At 45.3% G+C, this 19334-nt stretch carries 15 protein-coding genes and 1 tRNA gene; 9 read left to right on the forward strand and 7 right to left on the reverse strand.

What is annotated here, in order from left to right; translation table 11 throughout:
* Positions 1–422, reverse strand: a 422-nt coding sequence (locus QUB30_RS23905) for an S-adenosylmethionine:tRNA ribosyltransferase-isomerase (RefSeq protein WP_333338446.1), incomplete at its 3' end; no start/stop codon positions are given.
* 147 nt (positions 423–569) lie between these two features.
* Between QUB30_RS23905 and QUB30_RS23910 the strand changes: the two genes are divergently transcribed.
* Positions 570–959 (forward strand): hypothetical protein, encoded by a 390-nt coding sequence (locus QUB30_RS23910; protein WP_333338449.1) that lies wholly within the window; start codon positions 570–572, stop codon positions 957–959.
* Between the two features lie 198 nt (positions 960–1157).
* On the opposite strand, the gene QUB30_RS23915 is transcribed toward QUB30_RS23910, so the two are convergent.
* Positions 1158–1724 carry a YraN family protein gene (locus QUB30_RS23915; RefSeq protein WP_333338453.1) on the reverse strand — a complete coding sequence of 189 codons (567 nt, stop codon included), beginning with the start codon at positions 1722–1724 and terminating at the stop codon, positions 1158–1160.
* 14 nt (positions 1725–1738) lie between these two features.
* Here QUB30_RS23915 and QUB30_RS23920 point away from each other — a divergent pair, with 14 nt between their 5' ends.
* The 6 genes from QUB30_RS23920 to QUB30_RS23945 all read left to right on the forward strand — a co-directional run bounded on the left by QUB30_RS23920 (position 1739) and on the right by QUB30_RS23945 (position 6430).
* On the forward strand, positions 1739–2263 hold the full coding sequence (locus tag QUB30_RS23920; protein ID WP_333338456.1) for a pentapeptide repeat-containing protein: 525 nt from the start codon (positions 1739–1741) through the stop codon (positions 2261–2263).
* A gap of 118 nt (positions 2264–2381) precedes the next feature.
* Complete coding sequence (locus QUB30_RS23925) at positions 2382–3083, forward strand: HalD/BesD family halogenase (RefSeq protein WP_333338459.1); 702 nt, start codon at positions 2382–2384, stop codon at positions 3081–3083.
* A gap of 43 nt (positions 3084–3126) precedes the next feature.
* The gene (locus QUB30_RS23930; protein ID WP_333338462.1) at positions 3127–4131 is read left to right on the forward strand and encodes a DMT family transporter; all 1005 of its coding nucleotides are present in this window, start codon (positions 3127–3129) and stop codon (positions 4129–4131) included.
* Positions 4132–4152: 21 nt separating this feature from the next.
* Positions 4153–4671 carry an SET domain-containing methyltransferase gene (locus tag QUB30_RS23935; RefSeq protein WP_333338465.1) on the forward strand — a complete coding sequence of 173 codons (519 nt, stop codon included), beginning with the start codon at positions 4153–4155 and terminating at the stop codon, positions 4669–4671.
* Between the two features lie 217 nt (positions 4672–4888).
* A complete protein-coding gene (locus QUB30_RS23940; protein ID WP_333338468.1) occupies positions 4889–5890 on the forward strand; it encodes a DMT family transporter in 1002 nt (333 codons plus the stop codon).
* A 21-nt stretch (positions 5891–5911) separates the two neighbouring features.
* Entirely contained in the window at positions 5912–6430 is a 519-nt protein-coding gene (locus QUB30_RS23945) for an SET domain-containing protein-lysine N-methyltransferase (protein ID WP_333338473.1), read from the forward strand.
* Between the two features lie 500 nt (positions 6431–6930).
* Here QUB30_RS23945 and dnaG read toward each other — a convergent pair whose 3' ends face one another.
* Positions 6931–8958: a DNA primase gene (gene dnaG, locus QUB30_RS23950; protein ID WP_333338476.1), complete on the reverse strand. Its 2028-nt coding sequence runs from the start codon at positions 8956–8958 to the stop codon at positions 6931–6933.
* Between the two features lie 227 nt (positions 8959–9185).
* Between dnaG and QUB30_RS23955 the strand changes: the two genes are divergently transcribed.
* Positions 9186–10121, forward strand: coding sequence for an NAD-dependent epimerase/dehydratase family protein (locus QUB30_RS23955; RefSeq protein ID WP_333338479.1), 936 nt, complete (start codon positions 9186–9188; stop codon positions 10119–10121).
* A 142-nt stretch (positions 10122–10263) separates the two neighbouring features.
* On the opposite strand, the gene QUB30_RS23960 is transcribed toward QUB30_RS23955, so the two are convergent.
* The 4 genes from QUB30_RS23960 to QUB30_RS23975 all read right to left on the reverse strand — a co-directional run bounded on the left by QUB30_RS23960 (position 10264) and on the right by QUB30_RS23975 (position 13156).
* Entirely contained in the window at positions 10264–11040 is a 777-nt protein-coding gene (locus QUB30_RS23960) for an RNA methyltransferase (RefSeq protein WP_333338482.1), read from the reverse strand.
* 73 nt (positions 11041–11113) lie between these two features.
* A tRNA-Leu gene (locus QUB30_RS23965) sits at positions 11114–11195 on the reverse strand.
* A gap of 160 nt (positions 11196–11355) precedes the next feature.
* Positions 11356–12033, reverse strand: coding sequence for a hypothetical protein (locus QUB30_RS23970; RefSeq protein WP_333338485.1), 678 nt, complete (start codon positions 12031–12033; stop codon positions 11356–11358).
* 97 nt (positions 12034–12130) lie between these two features.
* Positions 12131–13156: a site-2 protease family protein gene (locus QUB30_RS23975; RefSeq protein WP_333338488.1), complete on the reverse strand. Its 1026-nt coding sequence runs from the start codon at positions 13154–13156 to the stop codon at positions 12131–12133.
* 863 nt (positions 13157–14019) lie between these two features.
* Here QUB30_RS23975 and QUB30_RS23980 point away from each other — a divergent pair.
* Entirely contained in the window at positions 14020–19299 is a 5280-nt protein-coding gene (locus QUB30_RS23980) for a S8 family serine peptidase (RefSeq protein WP_333338491.1), read from the forward strand.
* The last annotated feature ends 35 nt before the right edge of the window (positions 19300–19334 follow it).

The following is a 19334-nucleotide window of genomic DNA, read 5'->3' on the forward strand; positions in this document are numbered from 1 at the left end:
CGACGACGATCGATCACCTCCGCTTCGGGAACGCAACAGCAAGGATCTGCTGCGGAGTCCTCGCAGGGTGGGGCGATCGGCTCAAACTCAATTTGCGATCCCAACTTTAAGCGTTTCCCCGGTTTAACCAAAGCCAGCCAGCAGTTGTGCTGCCGTTCTTCCATCAACAATATCTCCACAGCCGGGCCGTTGGGTTTGTGCCCGTAGAGCCTCGCTGGCAGCACGCGGGTGTTGTTGAGTACCAGCAAGTCTCCCGGTTCCAGCAAATCTGGCAAATCCCGGAACATCCGGTGTTGCTGGCTGCTGGGAGAATCTACAGCCAGCAAGCGAGAGCTATCCCTCGGCACTGCGGGATTTTGGGCAATGCGCGAGGGCGAAAGTTCGTAGTCGTAGGCGTCCAAAGACCAGTCCATCTCTGTCATCGAGTGAATTCCTATCAAATCAATCTGTCAACTAGGTAACAAATTGGGTAAAAACCCCCATCCAAAGTCGGGTGCTTTTCCCCTTGTGGTAGCGGGTATAGCCCGCGAGGATAGAGGTGTAGCATCAGCTTTGCTCAAAGGATAGTTATGGAATACCTCTACTACATCGCCAATACTAGCCTCACTCTGAGAGTCGTGGATTACCTGCGCGCGGCTAGTCATGTTCCCTTGCAATTTATCACTGTTATTCACCAAATTGACGGCTGGGTAGTGAAGGTGAAAATGAGCCAATATTTAACTCCAGAAATGCACGGGGATTTTCGGGCTTTTATGAACGAACTCGGGATTCCTTACGATCCTGAAATTCGCTTGCAAATGGCACTTTGGAGTTTGGAAACCGGACAGTCGCCGCTGAGCGTGATGCGCCGCTACCAGGTGGCAGTGGTTTGTCACGGCTGCCCTGACCGCAAAGAAATTGAAGCGTTTCGCCAGCAGTTTGTCAAGGGCCTGGGATATTGCCCGGAAACTCTTGCGTAGACTGCTACTGATGTAAATTAAGTGTTATGACACAGGGGGAGAGGGAGAAAAGGGGAGAGAGGGAGAAGATTGAACGCTTTTTTCACGTCGGTTAAAGATGAAGAGAGAAATGCGCGACTGTCTAGGGAAATTCACAATTAAAAACTACCTAGTGGCATTGCTTTGTGATTTTACCCTCTAATTTTTAATTATATATTTTTAATTGCTAAAAGCCGATCGAATGTATTGTTGCAGGGTAAGGCGGTAGTTTTCTGCAAGGGCGGATTGAGAGTTCGCTGCTGTTAACGGTAATATTTGCTTAGTGTTTGGTCGTGAAGGTTCGCACCTGACCAGGGCGACATCAAAGCGACAAGAATTATGTGCTAAATCTGGACGAGTGCTTAAAAATATTTCGGCTGTTTGCCAAAGTTTGGCTTGTTTTGTGGTACTAACAGCCAGCATTCCACCAGCATCCCAATTTCCCCGGCGGCGAGTTTTTACCTCGACAAATGCTAATGTTGGGGATTGGTGATTCGGAAGAACTCGGTTTTTTGCGCTTTCTTCATCTCTTCCGAGTGCGATGATGTCAATCTCTCCCCACCGACAGTGCCACTGGCGGTGCAAGATTTCCCAACCTTGCTGCTGCAACCACTCGGCGACTAAGTTTTCTCCCAATGTGCCGATATCGCGAGAGTTTGGGGATTGGGCGGAATTGGAGTGGGCCGTGGCGAGCGGCCGATCGCGCTTTCTGGTAGAATTCAATTCTGAACTGTCACGACTGCCCATTAGCTTGAACTTGTATGATGATTTCTCGAATTCGCCAACATCGCAAAAATATTTATACTTTATTGCTGAGTTTTGTTATTTTAGCAGTAATTGCCGCTGGGGCGATCGGCATTAATCCCGCACCTGCTTTCGCCCTAGATCACGACAAAGAAATCCTAGTCGGGGCTGATTTTAGTGGACAAGTTCTGACTGACGACAGTTTTAATAAAGCTAATCTTCGCAACAGCAATTTTACTAATGCAGATTTGCGGGGTGTGAGCTTTTTTGCGGCCAATATGGAAGAGGCAAATTTTGAAGGCGCTAATTTCACGGGTGCTACTTTAGATTTAGCTCGCATGATGAAAGCAAATTTAACTAATGCTATCCTTGAGGGTGCTTTCGCTTACAATACCAGACTCGAAGGAGCTGTCATTGACGGTGCTGATTTTACAGAGACACTGCTGCGAGACGACATGATAGAAAAACTTTGTCAAGTGGCAAAAGGTACTAATCCCGTGACGGGTAGAGATACTCGCGAAACTCTTTTTTGCGATTATTAAAAGGCTAGTTCAACCAAACTTACCCCGCTTGCGGGGTAAGTTCCATGTAAACTCTCTGGCCCTCGGGCAATGGGTTCTATAGGATTGCTCAAAAAAAGTCTAAAATTTTAAAGGAAATATGGTGTATCAGGATACTGCCAATTTGTTCAATACCACTCTGACCAGAGAAGCGGGAGCTTTATTGCACGAAGAGTTTGCTCTCAACTGTTATGTAAAATTGCCGCTGTTTTTCAATGATGATTCATTTGCCATTTTGAAGGCAGAGGTTCTCAGAATATTTGAGCAGCATTCTCGAAGAAGAGATTTCAACATGAAGCATGAGCAAAACACTCCTAGACATCTGAGCACAGTTTCGGGAATTACCGTTGCAGAACACTCACCAATGATTACTGCTCTGTACCGCGATTCTCAACTCATTGAGTTTCTCTGCGGTATTGCGGGAACTCAAGTGTACTTAGTACCCGATCCTTTCGATCGGCATGTCATTCATAGACTTGACAAAGTAGGGGATGTTCATGGAGGACATCTCGATACCTATGCTTTTGCTTTCGCTATTTTTATTGAAACTCCACCTGAAGAGGCTGGAGGATGCCTGGAGTTTGTTCCTCACAGCATGGAAATTAGCGATCTTGATAAACCATTAGCCAAACGGGTTGGGCATCATGTTGGAGATTGCTACTTTATGAAAACCAACAAAGCTGTTCATCGAGTTTTACCTCTTTCCGAAGAAGTCAAACGAACTAACCTAATTTTTACCTACGCTGATGACGAAACAATCAATATTGATATTTCCTACTCTAGTCAACCTCTTTACGGTTAACTAACGGGAATTTAGTTCAATTGCTAATCGATTAGGCAGCTCAATGACTACAGAATTAAATAGTGGTTCTCAAAGATCACCAAACACTCTCCATGCTTGGGGGATAGCTGTGTTGCTTGTCGTCACCCTAATCTGGGGTACGAGCTTTCCGCTCCTCAAGGGAGTCCTCAGCAGTCTTTCTCCTTCTGCAATATTTGCAACCCGCTTCGTAATAGCGGCGTTGCCGTTTACCCCCTATTTACGCTTCCTTAATCTTTCCCTGCTACGGGATGGACTATTCTTGGGATTGGTAATTTTTACTACTCTCAACCTGCAAACATTTGCCCTTGAGACGACTACTGCCGATCGTGCTGCATTCATTGCCAGTTTCAACGTCATCCTAGTTCCTCTGCTGGGGCAACTGATGGGTCGGCAGGTGTTCCTAAAAACTTTCCTCGCCGCAGGAATTGCCATCTTTGGCATTGGAGTGATGTGTTGGGAGAGTGAACAACTCGTGCTTGGCGATTTCTTGATGTTAGGCAACGCCTTCCTCTACTCGATCTACATTCTGAAGCTTGAGTCCATCACGTTGCGGCACCCCACTTTGCCACTCGCCGCGATCCAGCTTTGGGTTATAGCGATAGTGTCTTTAATCTGGGCCGCTCCGGATCTGGTTGCACAACAGGAAGCAATTAGCGCGAACCTTGGTGTTCTCTTATATCTGGGTTTGTTTGATACTGCTGCCACGATTGTGCTCCAAGTAGTGGCTCAACGATGGGTTAATGCTTATGAGACGGCGCTAATGTATACGCTCGAGCCAATTTTTGCCGCGGTTTTCTCGTTTCTACTGTTGGGAGAGAAGCTAGGAGTACGCGGTCTGATTGGCGCAGCTCTTGTACTGGTGGCTATGGTTTTTGGTCAAAGCAACTCTCAGGATGCTGAGCAAAATGGCGAAATCCAGGTTAACGAGTCGATCGACCCAGCGCTGTCAGATTCGGATACTGAGCCAATTAATGTTCCAGTTTCGCTTCCTAGCGCTAACCTCGTGGAATTAGAATTAGATTTGTAATTTGTATTAAGAGTGAGGAAAATGGGTTTCGATATTTTCATCCAGCAAACAGACAAAGGTAGAGGCGTTTTTGCCAGCCGAGGCTTCCGCAAAGGTGAGACTGTGGTGGTGGGACGCCCAGTCGAGATTCTACCAGAAAGAACTACTCACTCTTTTCAGATGGACTTTGACCTGCATATAGAATTAGATGAACCGGGACAATTGATCAATCATTCTTGTAGCCCAAACACAGGGGTGAGGAATAATCAATTCGGAGCCTACGATTTCGTGGCATTGGTTGATATTCCTTCTGGCAGCGAACTTACCTGGGACTACGAGACAACGGAGTATATTTCTATTGCCATTCCAGAATGTTGTTGTGGCTCTCCTGAATGTCGATTGAAGACTCTTGGATTCAAATTTCTGCCTGTCGAAATCCGGAAAAAGTATGGTGAGTTTATCGCCGATTACCTCAAGGTAACTGTGCCTGAAACGGAACTTCCCCCGCGCGATCTTAAAGTTCCTAGTATTGCCCCCATCAGTCGGGCGATCGGGCTTTAGCCCCCGCCGGATACATGACTGGAATGTCAGTGAAACCCCCAGCAAATCGAAGGCTTTATGCTGTAAAGGAGTTGGGGTCGTCAGGTCGAAACTAACTGAAACACCCGTTAGTTTAGGCTGCACTCGATTTTAAAATATTTAAATTTCCTCCTTTTGTCAACCTCTTTACGGTTAACTAACGGAATTTAGTTCTATTGCTAATCGATTAGCCTACTCAATGACTACAGAATTAAATAGTGGTTCTCGAAGATCGCCAAACACTCTCCATGCTTGGGGTATAGCAGTGTTGCTTGTCGTCACCCTAATCTGGGGTACAAGCTATCCGGTTATCAAGGGAGCTCTCAGCAGTCTTTCTCCTTCTGCAATCTTTGCAACCCGCTACGTCATAGCAGCGTTGCCGTTTACCCCCTATTTGCGCTTCCTGAATTTTTCCCTGCTACGGGATGGAGTCTTCTTATCACTGATACTGTTTCCTGCATCAGTCCTCCAAACCGTTGCCCTTGAGACGACTTCTGCCGATCGTGCTGCATTCATTGCCAGTTTCAACGTCATCCTAGTTCCTCTGCTAGGGCAACTGCTAGGTCGGCAGGTGTTTCCAAAAACTTTCCTCGCCGCAGGACTTGCCATCTTTGGCATTGGAGTGATGTGTTGGGAGAGTGAACAGCTCGCGATCGGCGATTTGTTGATCTTGGGCAACGCCTTCCTCTACTCGATCTACACTCTTAAGCTTGAGTCCACCACATTGCGCCACCCCATTTTGCCACTCGCGGCGATCCAGCTTTGGGTGATAACAATATTTTCTTTAATTTGGGCCGCTCCAGATCTGCTTGCACAACATGAGGCAATTGGCGCGAATCTTGGTATTCTTTTATATATTGGCTTATTTGATACTGCTGCTACGATTGTGCTTCAAGTATTAGCTCAACGATGGGTTAACGCTTACCAGACGGCGCTAATTTATACGCTCGATCCGATTTTCGCAGCGGTTTTCTCGTTTCTACTACTCGGAGAGAAACTTGGAATACGCGGTCTGATTGGCGCAGCTCTTGTAGTGGTGGCAATGGTTTTTGGTCAAAGCCAATCTCAGGACGCCGAGCACAATGGCGAAATCCAGGTTAACGAGTCGATTGTCTCCGCGCTGTCAGATTCGGATACTGAGCTAATTAATGTTCCAGTGTCGCTTCAGAGTAACCTCGTGCAATTAGAATTAGATTTGTAATTTGTATTAAGAGTGAGGAAAATGGGTTTCGATATTTTCATCCAGCAAACAGACAAAGGTAGAGGCGTTTTTGCCAGCCGAGGCTTCTGTAAAGGTGAGACTGTGGTGGTTGGACGCCGAGTCGATATCTTGCCCGAAAGAACTACTCACTCGATTCAGATGGACTTTGACCTGCATATAGAAATAGATGAACCGGGATTATTGATCAATCATTCTTGTAGCCCAAACACAGGGGTGAGGAATAATCAATTCGGAGCCTACGATTTCGTGGCATTGGTTGATATTCCTTCTGGCAGCGAAATTACCTGGGATTACTCTACAACAGAGTACGCTTTTATTGACATTCCCAAATGTTGTTGTGGCTCCACCGAATGTCGATCGAAGATCCTTGGATATAAAGTTCTCCCTGACGAAATCAGGAAAAAGTATGGTGAGTTTATCGCCGATTACCTCAGAGTAACCGCACCTGAAACGGAACTTCCCCCGCGCGATCTTAAAGTTCCTAGTATTGCCCCCATCAGTAGGGCGATCGGGCTTTAGCCCCGCCGGATACATGACTGGAATGTCCGCGAAACCCCCAGCAAATCGAAGGCTTTCTGCTGTAAAGGAGTTGGTGTCGTCAGGTCGAAACTAACTCAAACACCCGCTAGTTTAGGCTGCACTCAATTTTTAACGATCGTCGATAAATTAGTCAGGAACGTCCGAAAACTTTGAACGGGAAACTTCTCCAAAGTACGCTTTTTTGAAGCTTTCCGTTTCGCCGGAGTGGCAGACAAAACCTTGACAACCACCGAACCCGACTCAGAAGCATCTAATATCAAATCCGCGCTTCATCATCGGGCGTAAAATCGAGTCAACATTCAACACTCAACCATCATTCAGTTTTTAGACCCCTAGTTAACTCAAATCCGGTTGCATCGGAATCATAAAATTGAGTCAACAGTTAACACTCAACAATCATATTAATTCCGGTGCAACCGGAAACAATATCAAGTCCTAGATTTTTGATTGTTCCTAACAAGGACTAAAGTCCTGAAATTCTAGAAATTTCCCCCCCAAGGTACGGATGTTAAATCGTAAAAATTAACTTGACGCAGCCGCTCTAATTCCTTGAGCCATTCTTGTTCGGCACAGAATAGTTGGTGATATTCTATAGCCTCTTCGCCACTGCTAGCAGCCTTGGCTTTTTCCCACATATTGAGTGCAATCCGGCGACGCTTCATGCTAATTATTTGCTCGATACAGGCGAGGGCAGATCTAATTACTAGAGGGGCGCGATAAACATTTCTTTCGGAGAACTCGTTTAAGTGAAATAAATGAGAAATTTGATGGAGTTGATTGGGATATTCAATGAAGCTATCTTGCAATTTTAATATTAACTCAGAAGGCGCTACTTGTAAAGACATTTTGTGCAATATTTCTGCATTCACAATCTGGTGCCACAAAAATCTGTGGTGAGAAAGGCTAAACTGCACGTCTCTAGCTTCTATTGCTTCTCTGACATCTTGGCGGTGTTCTGGACAGTGCAAGTAAATCTGCAATAATTGCGCTTCTGCTTCTTCTAAAAGACTGCGGGCTACTGCCGACAAGCTTGATTGTGAGCTTTTGTTTTCGCTGCTTGCACGCTGCTTTTTATATTGTTTGTTCGGCTTCAGCTTGTTTCTTATTAACAGGGGCATTGTCAAAGATTCGTCTTGACTCTGCCGCTTTGCCCAATCGCTGCCTACTTGATTTAGCAAGTTTTCGGCGAGCATTTTTGTGAGTCTAAAATCTCCTTTGCTGAGAATTTCGGCGCACTTTTGCAGGTAATGTGCTAGCTGATTGTCGTCAGTGATGTTAGTTAATAAATTAATAATTTTTTTGGTAACTTGCTGGGAAGTATCGGCTTGCTTCAAATCTTGATTTACGAGCATTTGTTGCAGTTGCCAGTCGATCCACAGCGGAGCGTTTTCTAGCAATTCTCGATATTGTTCTGGGGAGTATGTTTTGAGGTATTCGTCGGCATCTTTGCCGTCGGGAATGTTGAGCACCCGCAGTTGGACTTCTCCTTGATAAGCGAGTTTTTCTATTTCTCCAATAGCGCGTTCTGCTGCTTGAGTTCCTGCTTTGTCGGCGTCGAAGTTGAGGATAATTTGTTTGGAGTCAGTGTACCGCAATAACTGCCGCACTTGGTTTAAACTTAAGGCTGTGCCGAGGGAAGCGACGGCGTTGGAGATGCCGGCGGCATGAAGTGCGATCGCATCAAAGTAGCCTTCTACCACCACTGCGCGATCGGCTTTGCTAATGGCTGTTTTTGCTGTATCTAAGGCGAATAAAGTTTTGCCTTTGTCGAACAGTTCTGTTTCGGGAGAATTGAGGTATTTCGGCTGTTCGTCGCCGAGAGCTCTGCCGCCGAAACCGATGACTCTGCCTTGGGTATCGCGTATGGGAATCATAATCCGATTGCGGAAGCGATCGTAATAACCGCTGCCGCCATTTTTTCGGGGTACAATTAATCCAGCTTGTTCGACTAACTGCGCCGGATAGTTTTTCTGTTCTACTAAATAACTGTAAAGTGCTTCCCAACCTTGGGGTGCATAACCTAATTGAAATTGTTGGATAGTTTCTTCGCTGAGCTGGCGCTCTGATTTGAGATATGCTAAGGGTTCTTCTCCTTGGGTTTGTCGCAAAGCGTGTTCGTAAAAGTTGGCTGTTAGTGCTGAGATTTCATATAGTTGTTCACGCAGAGAAATTTGGCGCTGCAATTCTTGTCGGTGTTCCGGTTCGACTGTTTTGACCGGGACTTGATAATTTTTAGCTAATTCTAATACTACTTCGCTGAAAGGGCGTTTCTCCAATTCCATGAGGAACTTAAAAGCATTGCCGCCTGCACCGCAGCCGAAACAATAATACATTTGTTTGCCGGGACTGACAGTAAAGCTGGGAGATTTTTCGTCGTGAAAGGGACACAATCCTACGAATTCTTTGCCGCGTTTTCGCAACACGACGCGGCCGGAAATGACATCTACTATGTCGGCTCTTTGTTTGACTTCTTCGATTGTTTCTGGATGCAGCCGGGGAACTTGCATAGGTCTATTTTAGGCAAATTGAAAGTATGTTTATTTTGAGCGATCGCACATTTTTAGTAAAGCCGAAAACTGACTTTCAGGACTTGCACACAAAAACTCAAGCGTTCCGGATTTTTGTACCAGGGCCGATCGCTGTTAATATGTGTTTTCGTAAAAAAACCGGTTTCTCCGTAAGGCATAACTTTATTGTAAGATATTTACACTAACTGTAAGGAGCATCGAAAATAATGCGAATTTTAATGATGGGCGGTACTCGGTTTATCGGGGTTTATCTTACTAAGATTTTAGCAGCACAAGGACATGAAGTGGTGTTGTTTAACCGGGGCAACAAGCCTGTACCGGTTTCGGGCGTGAAACAGATTCAGGGCGATCGCACAAATGTCGAACAACTGCAAGAAAAGTTATCGACGGTCGAGTTTGACGCCGTTTTTGACAACAACGGCCGCGAACTCAGCGATACACAGCCTTTAGCTGAAATATTTAAAGGGCGGGTGCAGCACTTTGTTTACATGAGCTCTGCGGGGGTTTATTTGAAGTCGGATCAAATGCCTCATATTGAAGGGGACGCTACCGATCCTAAAAGCCGGCATTTGGGTAAATGCGAAACCGAAACGTACTTGGCCGAGTCCGGTTTGCCTTGGACTTCGATTCGCCCGACTTACATTTACGGGCCACAAAATTATAACGATTTAGAGGCTTGGTTTTTCGATCGCATTGCGCGCGATCGACCGATTCCGATTCCCGGTAACGGAATGCACTTCACGCAGTTGGGGCACTGTCAGGATTTGGCTAAAGCAATGGCGGCGGTTTTGGGGAACTCTAGGGCGATCGGGCAAATTTACAACGTTTCGGGCGATCGATTTGTCACCTTTGACGGTTTAGCCCGCGCCTGCATTCAAGCGGCAGGCAAATCCCCTGATGCTATTAAGATTGTACACTACGATCCGAAACAATTTGATTTTGGCAAAAAGAAAGCTTTCCCGATGCGATTGCAGCACTTTTTCGCCTCAGTTAATAAAGCTGTAAACGAACTTAACTGGAAGCCGGAATTTGACTTACTTTCGGGATTGAAAAATTCTTTTCACAATGATTATCTCGTTTCAGGACGTGACAAAGCTGAGATAGATTTTTCTGTCGATGATGAGATTTTGAAATCCGTTTAAAGTAAAATTAAAGTAAGGTGCAGACTACGCACCTTACGAAGGTGAAGGGATAAAAATAGCAAAAATAGCAATGCAATTAATGATTTGAAGTTACAGATATCGATCTAACCGCCCCAACAGATAATGATCGATCGCCAATTGACTAATGACTTCTTTGCCGTTGAGCTTCGTACAAGATGAGGGCTCCGGCGATCGACACATTTAAAGATTCTACGCCACGACTCAGAGGAATTTTGATTTGCCGATCGGCCAAACTTCTCAATTCTTCCGACAACCCAGAACCTTCGTTCCCCAAAACTATCAGAGTCGGCACTCGCAAATCTACTTCCCAATAACTTAAACTGGCCCCGGCGACGGTTGCTAAAATTTGCATTCCTCGATTTTTATAGGCGGAGACTTCGGCGGTTAAATCTGGACTGACTGCCATTGGCAGCTTAAACCAAGCTCCTGCCGAGGCGCGCAGCACTTTGGGATGGTCTAAATCGGCGCTGTCTGCGCTCAGCAGCAAACCGTCGGCATTAGCAGCCGCAGCCGTGCGGACGATCGCCCCCAAGTTGCCGGGATCTTGGATTGTTTCTAGGGCTATTCCTAAAGTTGATAATTTTGCGGGCTCTGTTGCAGTGCGGGGTGCGGTGGCGACAATGCCGTCGGGTTGGACTGTAGTGGCGATCGACTCTAACACTTTTGCACTTACTAATTCTGTGCGATCGGCTAAATTACCAACTTGCTCCCAAAGTTCCCCGTGCCGATCCAGCCATTCGGGAGTGCAGCAAACAGTTGCTAGCGGGTATTTTGCCGCGCAAGCTTCTTCGAGCAAGTGCGTCCCTTCGAGTAAAAATAATTGTTGTTCCCTGCGTCCCTTCGAGCTGTGCAGCTTGCGGATTTCTTTAACTAGGGGGTTTTGAATACTTGTCAGCATTGTTTAATTCAGCAGAGCGAATGGGGTTATTGCCTGTATCGGGTTAACCCCAAACTTCCTTCTGCCTTGGGAATGCGGAACCCGGGACTTGAACCCGGAAGGCTTGCACCACATGAACCTGAATCATGCGCGTCTACCAATTCCGCCAGTTCCGCATCGGTCACGAATTACTACTGTGCCATAAGTTCGCCAGTTTGTCAAGTGTTTTGGGGAATTTCTTTTTTTTATGGGCGGCGACTAATAGGGAGAACTTTAAGATCCCCCCTATCCACCCTGTTTAATTAAGGGGGGGCTAGGGGAGTCTCCAAATTAATATTACACCTTTTTTGCCGCCCTTGTCTTCCACCACAAACCCATTCCAGCAGCCACAAACGTACCAACAGCAGTCATCGGTTCCGGTACAGGTTCATACTCATAAATTGCACTAAATGTAGTGTTAACCGCAACCTTACCGTCGAAACTTCCCCTAACAGGATTCCCGATAACTTGAGTAAAACCATTAGTCATAAAACCTGCGATAAAAGTATCACCATCACATCCACTTAACGCACTCAGAGACTGCTGGGAATCATAACTCTTTGACACAGTACCGGAAGCCGAACCGCTAACACTTCCTGTAGCGCCATTAGCAATCCTCGTTTCCGGCGGACTGGCTAACACACTTAAAGTCAAATTAGGGTCAACTTTTAACAGCGGAATATTCACAGCAATACTTGCATTACTCGCCGCCGTCCCCATAAAATCTCCAGTCAAAGGAGTAATGCTAACAGTGTTATTAACAGTAGATTTAACCGTAACATAAGCCCTTAATAGCGTTCCTAACAGCGAATTAAACTTGGGCAAAACCACATTCGTGCTACTATTTAACGGCTGTGAACCCATATCCACAGTATAAGTTTGCGTGAGAGTAGCAGCTTGTACAGAAAAACATTGACTGACAACTGCCAAACTCAAACTTCCGCCCACAAGTCCCAACTTTTGACAAACATTCATTTCAGTAAACCTACAATAATAAAGTTGCATTTCGTGGCACGGGCGTCCCGCCCGTTAGGTTAATCGTGGCCCGGGCGTCCCTGTGATTAATCTGCGATTAAAAACTCCAAACCTGCATAACCCAATTACCCAGCAAGGACGCTAAATAACTCACAACCCAAACAGTATAAAGTATACTCAAAGGCGCGTAAGCAGCCAAAACCCATTGCGTTTCCGCTGCTTCCTCAATCTCCTCCCTCCGCAACAAATCCCCATAAAAATCAAACGACCTTTGTCGCAGATTGTTAATCCCTGTTGCAGCAACTAACAAATAATAACCGTCAAATCTATTCAACGGATTCAAGTTAATTGCAACTGTCAGCAATGCCGCCACCATCAACAAATAACTACTTTGATGCCAAAGCGGATTGGACTGAGAAAGCAGCCACATCCAAACAGCAAATGCCCAAATTGTTACTTGGATTAATACTCCCGCCGCTACTACTAAAACTCGCTGTTTCCGCCTGACTAAACTGTATTGGTCAGTTGTATCTGTATAGCATCCGGGGATGAGACACATAAACAACAATCCAATTTCTTTAACTATGCCGCCGTAGTGTTTGAGCGTGAAAGCATGACCTAGTTCGTGCAAAGCTATTACTAGCATTGTCAGCAAGACAACTTTGAGCGCATTCTCAATTTTTCCGGCTGTCAATAACTGCTGGTGCGAAGCGGCGACTTCGGCAGAGGAAGCCAACCACACTGCTACGGATGAAGAGATGAAAGCGCACAGAAAAAAGCCAAATTCCCACGTCCAAATCCAGCGGAATTTCTCGATGTGCCGCGATAACCAAACATCGGGATTGACTAGGGGAATTGTGAAGGATAGCAGGTTGAATTTGGCTTTAGGTGGCTTGGTTCCTTCTAGCATTCCTGCTTGTGCTAAGTCTCTCAAGAGATCTTGCACATCTTCTAAATCGAGGTCGTATTCAGCGAGAATATTAGTTACTGGCTGTTGACTTAGTTGCAAAATTACCTGTTTGTCAAAGTCGTCAACTTGAATACAGGTAATGTCTTCGGGATTGCGAAGTATCCAATAACCGTCGGGATGAGGTATCCACTGCACCGCTGATTTTAGTTGCATGGTTTGGCAGAAGGAAGAAGGAAGTTCGGCAACGAGCAATGTACGGGATGTAACACATGGACTGAAGTTGGAAGAAGGAAGAAGTCATCTCCCCTAGCCCCAATTTAGGAATTACGCATTTTAGGCCGAAACTCGATCCCCCCTAGCCCCCCTTAAGAAGGGGGGACAAGAGTTTTCACTCAAAGTGGATGTTTTTATTGAATTGTGTTGAATCGATCGCCCAATTGTCTTTGTATGTTTTCTCCGCTGGGTTTTTGATCTTTTCGAGTCGCCCTAAGTCTTCCTGAAAACGGAAAGTTTCAAGGCTAAGTTTGCTCCTGTTTTAAGGAAGCAGGGAAGTATTTAAGTTGTTTGTGAAGAAGCTTTAGTGATATTTGTTTGGGCTTTAGACTTTAATCCAAATTTCACCTTGGTGTTCATATTATCAGAAATCATAAAAAAAGCAAGTGTAAATTCTAACTATTCTAGGAATTACGCCTTGTCCACTGTCATTGTGTGGGAAACGAGCGTGTAGCGGATGTTTTGCTTGAGGCGGGGATTGCTATCCCAAAAAGTTTACCGAAACTTTACGAACGCAAACAGAATTAGGGTGTATGATAACGGTGTGAAGAAGCAAAAAATCCTATAAATTACGCATTAATAAAGTGTTTGTCCGATCGCCCGCCTGACCGTTAGCTAAGCGCGGCAGATGTAAAGTGTTCGCCTATGCAGAAAATTTGTTAAGTTTGCGTAAATTCTCAAATAAACAGAAATTTTTGACGATTATTGAAAAATCCTTGGCAAGGAAGGGTTTTGGTTGGATGTCTGAAGGCATTTAATTAAGTTCGTGCGATCGAATTCATATTAATCAGGGTGCAAAAGTTATGGGCTGGCTAAATTTTGGTGGCAAAAAACGCAAACAGGCTCAAGGTTTTGGGGATTCCCAGCCCGGGAAAAGGCGGAAACCGCGCCCACGTTTATTAGAAAAAATTGTGACTCCGAGTGTGGGTATTGGGGATTGGCAGCACGAGTTTGACTACTTGCATCAGTTATTGGGTTCTTTGTCGCTGTCTGATTTACATTTCCCTAATTTCTTTGCTGATAGCGGTGTTTGCCCGATCGACCCGAATGGTGCACCAACTAACAATTTACCGCCGCTGATTGATTTTGACCCGCTGGGTCTGTACCATGATGGGATTGCCACTCAAACTCCTTACAATCCGGGCGGTGCGTTTGAGACTTTGCCGATTGCTTTAATTCCTGTCGATCCGCATTCGCCGAATCCTAACAATCCGAATGCAATCCGTCAATTGCTAAATTTTCCGTTGGCGTCTCAGCCGTTGGTGGGGAGTATTGATACTGGTGTGAGTGCGGATAGTCCTTATTTGAATTACGCGAATATCAAGAAGGGCCGCGATTATGTGGGCGGGGATGACAATCCGTTGCTGAAGCCTGGGGAAGGTAGCGAGCACGGTACTTTTATGTTGGGGATTATTGATGCGATTAATAAGACAGCGCCGAAGTGGGTGGGAAGGGCGATCGATTCTGGGAGATGGGCTGATTCTTTGGTAGAGTTTGTGGATGCTGCGAAGGCTTCTGGACAGAAAAATGCGATCGCGAATCTCAGTTTGGATTTGACTCAGAAGAATCCCGACGGGAGTGTGACAACGCGCTATGAGTTGACTCCGCCAGAAAGAAGCGCGATCGAATATGCGCGGCAAAATGGGGTAATGCTGGTAGTGGCGGCGGGTAATGATGGCGGTGTGATGTCGGTTTTGGGTCAAGCTTCTCAGGAATTTGACAATATTTTTACTGTTGGGGCTGGGGATATTAACGGGCGATCGATCTATTCTAGTTATGGTCGGGGTTTGGATATTGTGGCCGATGGCGGCACGACTGAACACCCCGGTTTATCGACTGTGGGAAATGATTTGGGGACGATGGCGGGGACTTCGGTAGCGACTGCAAAAGTTGCGGGGGCGGCTTCTTTGGTTTGGGCGGCCAATCCTGCTTTGAACTATCGTCAAGTGATGGAGATTTTGAAGTCTACGGCGAGGGATTTGGGGCCGTCTGGGTGGGATGATGAGACGGGTTTTGGGTTTTTGAATACGTTGGCGGCGGTGGATTTGGCGAAGAAAACTGTGGCGGAAGTTTATAATCCGACTCCGTGGGTGACGCCGGATACTTGGAGTGGGGAAGGGAAAGTAACGCCGGAGGAACGGGCGGCGCAAGGTGGAAATTCGATCGCGACTGCAACTGTACAAGTATCAACTAATTTCTCGGATATCGATCGGATTGACGCGAATCAGCCTCAAAAATATTATCAGTTTACGGTAAATGAGCCTGGTTATGTAACGTGGAATTTCACCAGTCTCAACCCTGTTTCAGGAGTTCCCGGTCCCCCGAACGTAACTATCATCAAAGCTGACGGTAGTTCTGCGTCTCATCGCTTCCATAAAGGGGCTTCTGTTAGTATGTTTGTAGGAACGGAGGGACAGACTTCTTTTTCAGGCGGCGATTTCTACGATCCGGGGACGTACTATCTCAAGGTCGGCGGCGTTGGGTCTACTTTAAAAGATTACAATATATCAACTCAGTTTACTGCCGATAGAGTTGCGAGTTTTAGTGGGAATATACAGTACAGAACTCAGCCCTATAAGTCGTTTGACGACAGCCAAACTGCGGTGTTCTCAGGGCCGACTGTCTCTGAGTTAAAGAATTTATCAGGTCAGGTCACTTATAACAATACAGATTTCAACAGCCGGGTTGCTAACTATGGGTTTGAAGTGAATGAGTCGGGAAAATTCAGGATAAATTTGAATTCTCCCAACGGTAAAATGGATCTGAACATTAATAAATTTATCGGTTCTGAAGATAGACCAGTACAAATTGGTGGCTTTAGTGGGGTTCCTGCTAATTCCGATGAATGGGTGGAACTCGATCTGAATAAAGGGCGCTATGAGATTGAAGTGAAAACTCCCACGGATTACTGGCAATTTGATGGGAATTCAGCTCAGCAGACGCTGGTACGACCTTATACGCTGAATGCCATTTTTACTCCCAATGCGCCACAACCCGGACAAGGGAAAGTTCCTTCGTCCGCAGGGGTATTTGATAAGACTGTAGTGAGTAATGGGGTTGTTACTCACTATTACGCAAATGGGTATTTGACTGTGCAGCCTTCGGGTCAAGCAAGTTGGTATGGTTATCCCTCTGGAGTTGTATCAGTTTCAGCACAAGTAATTAGCGAACCAGTTCCTCTCACCGATCCTGATGGTAATGATACTGAAGCAAGAGCTAAAGAGCTGATATCTCCGAATTATTCTGGAGGTAGTATTCTCAATTCCCTTGGTGGAAACGATCGGATAGACTATTACAAGTTCACTTTGCAAGAAAAACGCTTCGTCAATTTTTTCGTAGATTATCTTAGTGCTGGTGTAAATTTGCTGGTGCGAGATCCTCAAAAAAATCAGGGTGATTCGATAGATAGTTCAGGTACTAATCCGATAAATTGGAATCGAATTCTCGATCCGGGAACTTACTATGTAGCGGTTTCTTTAAGTCAAGATGCTATAAGTAATGGTCTGAAAACTGACTATGGAATGAACGTCAATCTCAATCGACCTGAAGGGCAATTTTTTCAAGGAAGTAGTAGCGGTTCAGTATACCTGATTCAAAATAATCAACGCCACCAAATTCTCAATCCAGGAGTAGATTTAGCGGCAATGGGCATCAATTGGGATCGGGTTTGGAAAGTTCCCGATCAAGACCTAAATGGAATTCCTTTGGGCGATTCTGATGGCAATTACTCAATCCAGACTGCCAAAGATTTATTTTATTCGGGTGCTGACTTGGGTGATGGCATAGACCACAAGGCGATTGGCAGCAGCATTGGTGGAAATCTCGATCGTGAGGATTATTATCGGTTTACTCTGGATAAAATATCGGATGTTGACATCATTTTGAGCGGAGATAATGCAAGTGCAAAATTCTCTTTAGCTAAAGATGTTAACGGTAATGGAAAAATAGATTATGGTGAGGGTTTACAGTGGGCGAATCAGGATACGAATACCAAAAAGATTTCTCGCTCTTTAGATCCTGGTACTTATTATGTTGTTGTGAATTCAGACGATCGCGTCAATCAGACTAAGTACAATCTTAATGTCGATACTAAGCCGGAAACAGCAGGAAATTCTCCGTCAGAGGCTCAAGATATTGGTCTTTTGAATAGCAGTCAAACTGTCAAAGGATTAGTTGATACCAAAGCCGATGTCTACGATTACTATCGGTTTAAGTTAGACGAAACTAGCAACGTCAGCTTGAAATTAGATAAGTTGATAGCCGAATCATCAAGCCAGACTCAGGGTATAAATCCAATCGTGACTGTCGAATTGATGAGTGCTAACAATGAGATTTTGGCAAGTGCTCGTGGTGATTCATCTTCAGCCGCTTCTATCAACCGACTTTTGGAACCTGGATTTTATTATGTTCGGGTTAATTCTACTGAAACAAGTGGTTACGCGAGTTACGAGTTGACTCTAAATGGTGAACCTGCTTACAAGAAACCAAACGAATCTCCAAGTTTAGACAAAACAGTTGGTTACGACGGTACTAAAACCCATCCAACTTATGTCGATACTTTCAAGCGAAATGGCGACTCATCGGCTTTGGGTTCTCCCACTGGTAATGTGCATCCTTCGGGAACGGAAAATGGCTATGTTCAAGAATTTTCTGGGGGTTCTGAAGGTTCAGGGGCAATCATGAAGTCTGGTGCCAACGATAATTCGTATTGGGTTGGTGGAGGTTTTTGGAGTGCGTACCAGAAGATTATGGAACAGAAAGACCTCGGATATCCGACTTCCGATCGATTTGTGGATCAGAATGGATTGCTAACACAGAACTTTCAAAAGGGCAAAATTGTTCAGGATGGGGATGTATATAAATTCTCTCTTAGCAGCGGTGATTCAGGAGGCAGCAATAGTAAGTTACCCCGCAGTGCTGCCGAAGCTCAAGTATTCTTTAAAAATCAATTTCACAAAGATCCTGGACTTCCTGCTCCTCCAAACAATAATTGTGGGCCAGCCAGCCTTGCAATCGTTTTGAAAGCTTTAGGACTAGAACCCAGTGGAATTGGTGAACAAGCAAGTATCAATCAAGCGGCTGAATTAATGGGGTTAAACCCAACAAATCATCCTGATGCTTCTGATGTAGATATTGAACGGGGCATTCAAAATGCAGGAGGAACTTGGATTAATGTAGGTATTAGCAACAGTACAGAACAGCGTTGGAACGCTCTAAATGAAGCACTAGCTAATCAAAATCCAGTTATTGCCTTTGGCGAGGCAAATTCTGACTGGTGGTCACAGATCGGTTATACAAATCCCGGCTCGGTAAAGCATGTCATCGCTATTCTTGGCAGAACTAGCAATGGGAATTATATAGTGGCTGATCCGCTATCTAGTGGAGTGGTTGAGGTTTCTCAGCCAACGCTTTCAAAATTCTTTAGTATCTATAAAAATGCACCTGCTGGTCGTGCTTTTGTTTTGCCTAAATCTACTGATAAAAGTGGAAACAACTCTTCCCAAACTGCTTTATTTACCACTGACATCGTTTTTCAAATGTTTCCTAATTTAGGCTACGTCAAGACCAATATAGAAACTTATCTTCCTTTAATTCTCAGTGAGCTAGAAAAAGTGGGGTTAGGAGACCGAGATATGGTTCTGATGGCACTGGCAACTATCCGCGCTGAAACAGAAGGTTTTGAGCCAATTGACGAGGGTATCTCTCAATATAACACCTCGCCCGGTGGTCGTCCTTTCAACAAATACGACTTTCGTAGTGATTTAGGTAATAATGGTGTTGGAGAGGGAGACAGGTATAAAGGGCGTGGTTTTATTCAGTTGACTGGTAAATATAATTATCAACAACTTGGTCCACAACTTGGACTTGGGAATCAGCTAGTTAATAATCCAGAATTAGCCAATGATCCAAGGATTGCCGCACAACTTTTAGCCCGCTTTATCAAGAATAAAGAAAATGCTATCAGACAGGCTCTAGTTCCACCTCCTGACTATGCCACAGCAAGACGTTTAGTAAACGGTGGCTCACATGGGTTAGCTCAATTCACAGATGCTTTCACAAAGGGAGCAAGCCTTACAGCATGAGGCTCAAAGAAACACTTGAATAAAGGTTAGGAAAG

This window comes from Microcoleus sp. BROC3, assembly GCF_036702515.1.
Lineage (GTDB): Bacteria > Cyanobacteriota > Cyanobacteriia > Cyanobacteriales > Microcoleaceae > Microcoleus.

Excerpts from the sequence above, each read along its gene's own strand:
- QUB30_RS23940 (WP_333338468.1), top strand. The coding sequence starts at position 4,889 with ATGACTACAGAATTAAATAGTGGTTCTCGAAGATCGCCAAACACTCTC.
- dnaG (WP_333338476.1), bottom strand. The coding sequence starts at position 8,958 with ATGCAAGTTCCCCGGCTGCATCCAGAAACAATCGAAGAAGTCAAACAA.
- QUB30_RS23980 (WP_333338491.1), top strand. The coding sequence starts at position 14,020 with ATGGGCTGGCTAAATTTTGGTGGCAAAAAACGCAAACAGGCTCAAGGT.
- QUB30_RS23920 (WP_333338456.1), top strand. The coding sequence starts at position 1,739 with ATGATGATTTCTCGAATTCGCCAACATCGCAAAAATATTTATACTTTA.
- QUB30_RS23915 (WP_333338453.1), bottom strand. The coding sequence starts at position 1,724 with ATGGGCAGTCGTGACAGTTCAGAATTGAATTCTACCAGAAAGCGCGAT.
- QUB30_RS23925 (WP_333338459.1), top strand. The coding sequence starts at position 2,382 with ATGGTGTATCAGGATACTGCCAATTTGTTCAATACCACTCTGACCAGA.
- QUB30_RS23960 (WP_333338482.1), bottom strand. The coding sequence starts at position 11,040 with ATGCTGACAAGTATTCAAAACCCCCTAGTTAAAGAAATCCGCAAGCTG.
- QUB30_RS23975 (WP_333338488.1), bottom strand. The coding sequence starts at position 13,156 with ATGCAACTAAAATCAGCGGTGCAGTGGATACCTCATCCCGACGGTTAT.
- QUB30_RS23945 (WP_333338473.1), top strand. The coding sequence starts at position 5,912 with ATGGGTTTCGATATTTTCATCCAGCAAACAGACAAAGGTAGAGGCGTT.
- QUB30_RS23930 (WP_333338462.1), top strand. The coding sequence starts at position 3,127 with ATGACTACAGAATTAAATAGTGGTTCTCAAAGATCACCAAACACTCTC.
- QUB30_RS23910 (WP_333338449.1), top strand. The coding sequence starts at position 570 with ATGGAATACCTCTACTACATCGCCAATACTAGCCTCACTCTGAGAGTC.
- QUB30_RS23935 (WP_333338465.1), top strand. The coding sequence starts at position 4,153 with ATGGGTTTCGATATTTTCATCCAGCAAACAGACAAAGGTAGAGGCGTT.
- QUB30_RS23955 (WP_333338479.1), top strand. The coding sequence starts at position 9,186 with ATGCGAATTTTAATGATGGGCGGTACTCGGTTTATCGGGGTTTATCTT.
- QUB30_RS23970 (WP_333338485.1), bottom strand. The coding sequence starts at position 12,033 with ATGAATGTTTGTCAAAAGTTGGGACTTGTGGGCGGAAGTTTGAGTTTG.